General features: G+C 54.5%; 2 tRNA genes and 2 rRNA genes (1 of these 4 running past the window's edge). All 4 read right to left on the minus strand.

Annotation, left to right across the window (positions count from 1 at the left end):
* A 23S ribosomal RNA gene (locus M9H71_RS24870) occupies positions 1-694 on the minus strand (it extends 2,123 nt beyond the left edge of the window).
* Between the two features lie 407 nt (positions 695-1,101).
* A tRNA-Ala gene (locus M9H71_RS24875) sits at positions 1,102-1,177 on the minus strand.
* Positions 1,178-1,210: 33 nt separating this feature from the next.
* Positions 1,211-1,287, minus strand: a tRNA-Ile gene (locus M9H71_RS24880).
* A 217-nt stretch (positions 1,288-1,504) separates the two neighbouring features.
* Positions 1,505-2,993 (minus strand): 16S ribosomal RNA (locus M9H71_RS24885).
* Together the 16S and 23S rRNA genes with 2 tRNA genes alongside form the textbook arrangement of a ribosomal RNA operon.
* Positions 2,994-3,213 lie beyond the last annotated feature (220 nt).

A 3,213-nucleotide genomic window follows, 5' to 3' on the forward strand; every position in this document is an offset into this window, starting at 1 on the left:
GCTTTCGCTACGCCTACACCTACCGGCTTAAGCTTGCTCGTTAAATTAAGTCGCTGGCCCATAATACAAAAGGTACGACGTCACCCAGAACGTATCTTGGGCTCCGTCTGTTTGTAGGTGTCCGATTTCAGGAACTATTTCACTCCCCTCGTCGGGGTGCTTTTCACCTTTCCCTCACGGTACTGGTTCACTATCGGTCGCTGAGGAGTACTTAGGCTTGGAGGGTGGTCCCCCCATGTTCAGACAGGATTTCACGTGTCCCGCCTTACTCGAGCATCAATGATTGAATTACTTGTACGGGGCTATCACCCTCTAAGGCTCTGCTTTCCTGACAGATTCCAATTGTCGCACATTGATGACTGGCCTGGTCCGCGTTCGCTCGCCACTACTAGCGGAGTCTCGGTTGATGTCCTTTCCTCCAGGTACTTAGATGTTTCAGTTCCCTGGGTTCGCTTGAAACCTCCTATGTATTCAGAGATCTCATACCTTCTCTTGATAACCGGAAATCCAAAACCTCACGTCTCTTTCGAAACGCAAGGCCTTGGAGTTCCGGCTATCGAAGGTGGGTTTCCCCATTCGGAAATCCACGGATCAAAGCTTCTTCGCAGCTCCCCATGGCTTATCGCAGCGTAGCACGTCCTTCATCGCCTCTCAGCGCCAAGGCATCCGTCGAACACCCTTAAGGCACTTGATTGCTCTCATTATCAATGTCCACACACTCGGCAGAATGTTGCTCGCAGCACACCTCGAAGGGCGAACCTTCAAAGACGACGCCGCAAACGGACACTGATTAGAAAGACCAGTTATTGCTTCGTAAGATCGACCCGATGACGATGCGGTCAAGCGTCGTCAACAAGAAGCGTTTACAACCCGGTTGTTTTGCAACAACCAGGCGCCGAAAACGCTCCGGAGATACGCGATCGAACCCCGCAGATTGCTCCGCAAGACCCGAACCCGGATCGATCTCCTCTTCACGATGTCAGAAAACTCGCCGGCCGCGCTGTGCGCAGGCTGGCGAATACAAGTTGCGGACGAAGAACCATCGTCGCCGTCCGAATGACAGCAACGAGGTGCGAGCCAAGATCACGATGATCATCCATCTGGTGGAGCCAGACGGGATCGAACCGACGACCTCATGCTTGCAAAGCACGCGCTCTCCCAGCTGAGCTATGGCCCCGTAACCAGAAGACGAATGCAGCGCTCGACAAAATGGTGGGCCTGGGAAGACTTGAACTTCCGACCTCACGCTTATCAAGCGCGCGCTCTAACCAACTGAGCTACAAGCCCTCAGCACGAGAGGCAGCTTGCGGCACGCAGCACCGGCACAATCGATCAACGACCACCCCGACAAGCCGAATGCGCGCGCCACCCCAGGCGCGTGTTCGTCCGCGAAGAAAGAGAAACGAAGACGGCGAAATCCCGCCAATGAGGCTCGTATGACTTAGAGCCTCTGATGTTTCTAAAACAGGTCGATAACAGCAAGCTGTTGAAGACCCATCCTTAGAAAGGAGGTGATCCAGCCGCAGGTTCCCCTACGGCTACCTTGTTACGACTTCACCCCAGTCGCTGACCCTACCGTGGCCGGCTGCCTCCATTGCTGGTTAGCGCACCGTCTTCAGGTAAAGCCAACTCCCATGGTGTGACGGGCGGTGTGTACAAGGCCCGGGAACGTATTCACCGTGGCATGCTGATCCACGATTACTAGCGATTCCAACTTCATGGGCTCGAGTTGCAGAGCCCAATCCGAACTGAGACGGCTTTTTGAGATTTGCGAAGGGTCGCCCCTTAGCTTCCCATTGTCACCGCCATTGTAGCACGTGTGTAGCCCAGCCCGTAAGGGCCATGAGGACTTGACGTCATCCCCACCTTCCTCGCGGCTTATCACCGGCAGTCTCCTTAGAGTGCTCAACTAAATGGTAGCAACTAAGGACGGGGGTTGCGCTCGTTGCGGGACTTAACCCAACATCTCACGACACGAGCTGACGACAGCCATGCAGCACCTGTGCTCCAGGCTCCGAAGAGAAGGTCACGTCTCTGCGACCGGTCCTGGACATGTCAAGGGCTGGTAAGGTTCTGCGCGTTGCGTCGAATTAAACCACATGCTCCACCGCTTGTGCGGGCCCCCGTCAATTCCTTTGAGTTTTAATCTTGCGACCGTACTCCCCAGGCGGAATGCTTAAAGCGTTAGCTGCGCCACTAGTGAGTAAACCCACTAACGGCTGGCATTCATCGTTTACGGCGTGGACTACCAGGGTATCTAATCCTGTTTGCTCCCCACGCTTTCGTGCCTCAGCGTCAGTAATGGCCCAGTGAGCCGCCTTCGCCACTGGTGTTCTTGCGAATATCTACGAATTTCACCTCTACACTCGCAGTTCCACTCACCTCTGCCATACTCAAGACTTCCAGTATCAAAGGCAGTTCTGGAGTTGAGCTCCAGGCTTTCACCTCTGACTTAGAAACCCGCCTACGCACCCTTTACGCCCAGTGATTCCGAGCAACGCTAGCCCCCTTCGTATTACCGCGGCTGCTGGCACGAAGTTAGCCGGGGCTTATTCTTGCGGTACCGTCATTATCTTCCCGCACAAAAGAGCTTTACAACCCTAGGGCCTTCATCACTCACGCGGCATGGCTGGATCAGGCTTTCGCCCATTGTCCAATATTCCCCACTGCTGCCTCCCGTAGGAGTTTGGGCCGTGTCTCAGTCCCAATGTGGCTGATCATCCTCTCAGACCAGCTACTGATCGTCGCCTTGGTGAGCCATTACCTCACCAACTAGCTAATCAGACGCGGGCCGATCTTTCGGCGATAAATCTTTCCCCGTAAGGGCTTATCCGGTATTAGCTGAAGTTTCCCTCAGTTGTTCCGAACCAAAAGGTACGTTCCCACGCGTTACTCACCCGTCTGCCACTGACGTATTGCTACGCCCGTTCGACTTGCATGTGTTAAGCCTGCCGCCAGCGTTCGCTCTGAGCCAGGATCAAACTCTCAAGTTGGACTTGAAACTTTAAACCGGCTGATCACAACGTTTGACGAGGTCCCACCATCGCCCTCGATCCGAAAATCAAGAACTCGTCGCCGCGCTTCACAGCGCAAACGAACATGGTGTTCCTTTAAAACGTGTACCGCCGAAGTCTTTCGTCCGGCCTCAATCCCAGAAAGCCGAAGCCTTCCGAAAACCGAGACCCGCAAGGACTTCGCCGTCCACGTTTCTCT

The organism is Rhodopseudomonas parapalustris, from assembly GCF_053772255.1.